Source organism: Cytobacillus sp. IB215316, assembly GCF_033963865.1.
In the GTDB taxonomy this organism is placed as follows: Bacteria; Bacillota; Bacilli; order Bacillales; family SM2101; genus Nanhaiella; species Nanhaiella sioensis.
Window position 1 is genome coordinate 1 of sequence record NZ_JAXBMC010000044.1, and the last position, 1,984, is coordinate 1,984.

Below are 1,984 nucleotides of genomic sequence, written 5' to 3' on the forward strand. Positions count from 1 at the left end.
CTGGGAGAGCACTTGCCTTACAAGCAAGGGGTCGGCGGTTCGATCCCGTCATCCTCCACCATTAAATATTAAGCCGGTGTAGCTCAACTGGTAGAGCAACTGACTTGTAATCAGTAGGTTGGGGGTTCAAGTCCTCTCGCCGGCACCATTTGTTTATGAGCCATTAGCTCAGTTGGTAGAGCACGATCGAGTTATCGTCGTAGCTTAACCACAGCGCACAAATCGATAAGCTTCATGAGTATTCATGTAGAGATTTGGGTGTCTCGTTATAAGTAAATAATATATATTTAAACTTTTTAGTTTATGAGCCATTAGCTCAGTTGGTAGAGCATCTGACTTTTAATCAGAGGGTCAGAGGTTCGAGTCCTCTATGGCTCACCATTTTACGCGGGTGTGGCGGAATTGGCAGACGCGCTAGACTTAGGATCTAGTGTCCTTGTGACGTGGGGGTTCAAGTCCCTTCACCCGCATTAATTAAATAAAGCTTGCGGAAGTAGTTCAGTGGTAGAACACCACCTTGCCAAGGTGGGGGTCGCGGGTTCGAATCCCGTCTTCCGCTCCAATGCTGCCGGGGTGGTGGAATTGGCAGACACACAGGACTTAAAATCCTGCGGTAGGTGACTACCGTGCCGGTTCAAGTCCGGCCCTCGGCACCATTTACACTAAGATGCGCCCGTAGCTCAATTGGATAGAGCGTCTGACTACGGATCAGAAGGTTATGGGTTCGACTCCTTTCGGGCGCGCCATCTAGTGAATAACGGGAAGTAGCTCAGCTTGGTAGAGCACATGGTTTGGGACCATGGGGTCGCAGGTTCGAATCCTGTCTTCCCGACCACTTATAATAATTAAGGGGCCTTAGCTCAGCTGGGAGAGCGCCTGCCTTGCACGCAGGAGGTCAGCGGTTCGATCCCGCTAGGCTCCACCAATAAAATATCATTTATATAAATTAACTTGGCGGTGTAGCTCAGCTGGCTAGAGCGTACGGTTCATACCCGTGAGGTCGGGGGTTCGATCCCCTCCGCCGCTACCAAGTAAACAAGGACCTTTAGCTCAGCTGGTTAGAGCAGACGGCTCATAACCGTCCGGTCGTAGGTTCGAGTCCTACAAGGTCCACCATATAATGTTGGAGGAATACCCAAGTCCGGCTGAAGGGATCGGTCTTGAAAACCGACAGGGGTGTCAAAGCCCGCGGGGGTTCGAATCCCTCTTCCTCCGCCATTTTTATTTTCTTAATAACAACAGCGTACCGATGTTAAACATTGAGAAGAGGCACTTAGAAATCCAGATGGTTACGTGAGAAATGTGTATTAAGAAAATATAAATTTACTATTATCGCGGGGTGGAGCAGTCTGGTAGCTCGTCGGGCTCATAACCCGAAGGTCGCAGGTTCAAATCCTGTCCCCGCAACCAATGAATAAATGTGGTCCCGTGGTGTAGCGGTTAACATGCCTGCCTGTCACGCAGGAGATCGCGGGTTCGATTCCCGTCGGGACCGCCATTATTAAAAAAATGGCTCGGTAGCTCAGTCGGTAGAGCAAAGGACTGAAAATCCTTGTGTCGGCGGTTCGATTCCGTCCCGAGCCACCATCTATAAGTTAAGAGTATATTATCTCTATCCGTCAATCTTCAGTTAGTAAATTGACATATATATTATGGCGGTTGTGGCGAAGTGGTTAACGCATCGGATTGTGGCTCCGACATTCGTGGGTTCGATTCCCATCAGTCGCCCCATTTAAAAATTATATATCTTAAAAAAATTTGCGGGTGTAGTTTAGTGGTAAAACCTCAGCCTTCCAAGCTGATGTCGTGAGTTCGATTCTCATCACCCGCTCCATTTCAAATAATGGGCCTATAGCTCAGCTGGTTAGAGCGCACGCCTGATAAGCGTGAGGTCGATGGTTCGAGTCCATTTAGGCCCACCATTATTCCACAGTAGCTCAGTGGTAGAGCTATCGGCTGTTAACCGATCGGTCGCAGGTTCGAA

At 49.1% G+C, this 1,984-nt stretch carries 17 tRNA genes; all 17 read left to right on the top strand.

Annotated features, from left to right (window positions below):
• Nucleotides 1-72: 72 nt before the first annotated feature.
• Nucleotides 73-148 (top strand) — tRNA-Thr (locus SLH48_RS22135).
• A gap of 157 nt (nt 149-305) precedes the next feature.
• Nucleotides 306-381: transfer RNA gene (locus SLH48_RS22140), tRNA-Lys, on the top strand.
• A gap of 6 nt (nt 382-387) precedes the next feature.
• Nucleotides 388-470: transfer RNA gene (locus SLH48_RS22145), tRNA-Leu, on the top strand.
• 17 nt (nt 471-487) lie between these two features.
• Nucleotides 488-562 (top strand) — tRNA-Gly (locus tag SLH48_RS22150).
• 5 nt (nt 563-567) lie between these two features.
• A tRNA-Leu gene (locus SLH48_RS22155) sits at nt 568-656 on the top strand.
• A gap of 13 nt (nt 657-669) precedes the next feature.
• Nucleotides 670-746 (top strand) — tRNA-Arg (locus SLH48_RS22160).
• Nucleotides 747-758: 12 nt separating this feature from the next.
• Nucleotides 759-835, top strand: a tRNA-Pro gene (locus tag SLH48_RS22165).
• 14 nt (nt 836-849) lie between these two features.
• Nucleotides 850-925, top strand: a tRNA-Ala gene (locus SLH48_RS22170).
• Nucleotides 926-953: 28 nt separating this feature from the next.
• Nucleotides 954-1,030 (top strand) — tRNA-Met (locus tag SLH48_RS22175).
• 9 nt (nt 1,031-1,039) lie between these two features.
• Nucleotides 1,040-1,116, top strand: a tRNA-Ile gene (locus tag SLH48_RS22180).
• Nucleotides 1,117-1,125: 9 nt separating this feature from the next.
• A tRNA-Ser gene (locus SLH48_RS22185) sits at nt 1,126-1,218 on the top strand.
• A gap of 115 nt (nt 1,219-1,333) precedes the next feature.
• A tRNA-Met gene (locus tag SLH48_RS22190) sits at nt 1,334-1,410 on the top strand.
• A gap of 12 nt (nt 1,411-1,422) precedes the next feature.
• Nucleotides 1,423-1,498, top strand: a tRNA-Asp gene (locus tag SLH48_RS22195).
• A gap of 13 nt (nt 1,499-1,511) precedes the next feature.
• A tRNA-Phe gene (locus SLH48_RS22200) sits at nt 1,512-1,587 on the top strand.
• Nucleotides 1,588-1,655: 68 nt separating this feature from the next.
• Nucleotides 1,656-1,731 (top strand) — tRNA-His (locus tag SLH48_RS22205).
• Between the two features lie 29 nt (nt 1,732-1,760).
• A tRNA-Gly gene (locus SLH48_RS22210) sits at nt 1,761-1,834 on the top strand.
• Between the two features lie 11 nt (nt 1,835-1,845).
• Nucleotides 1,846-1,922 (top strand) — tRNA-Ile (locus SLH48_RS22215).
• The last annotated feature ends 62 nt before the right edge of the window (nt 1,923-1,984 follow it).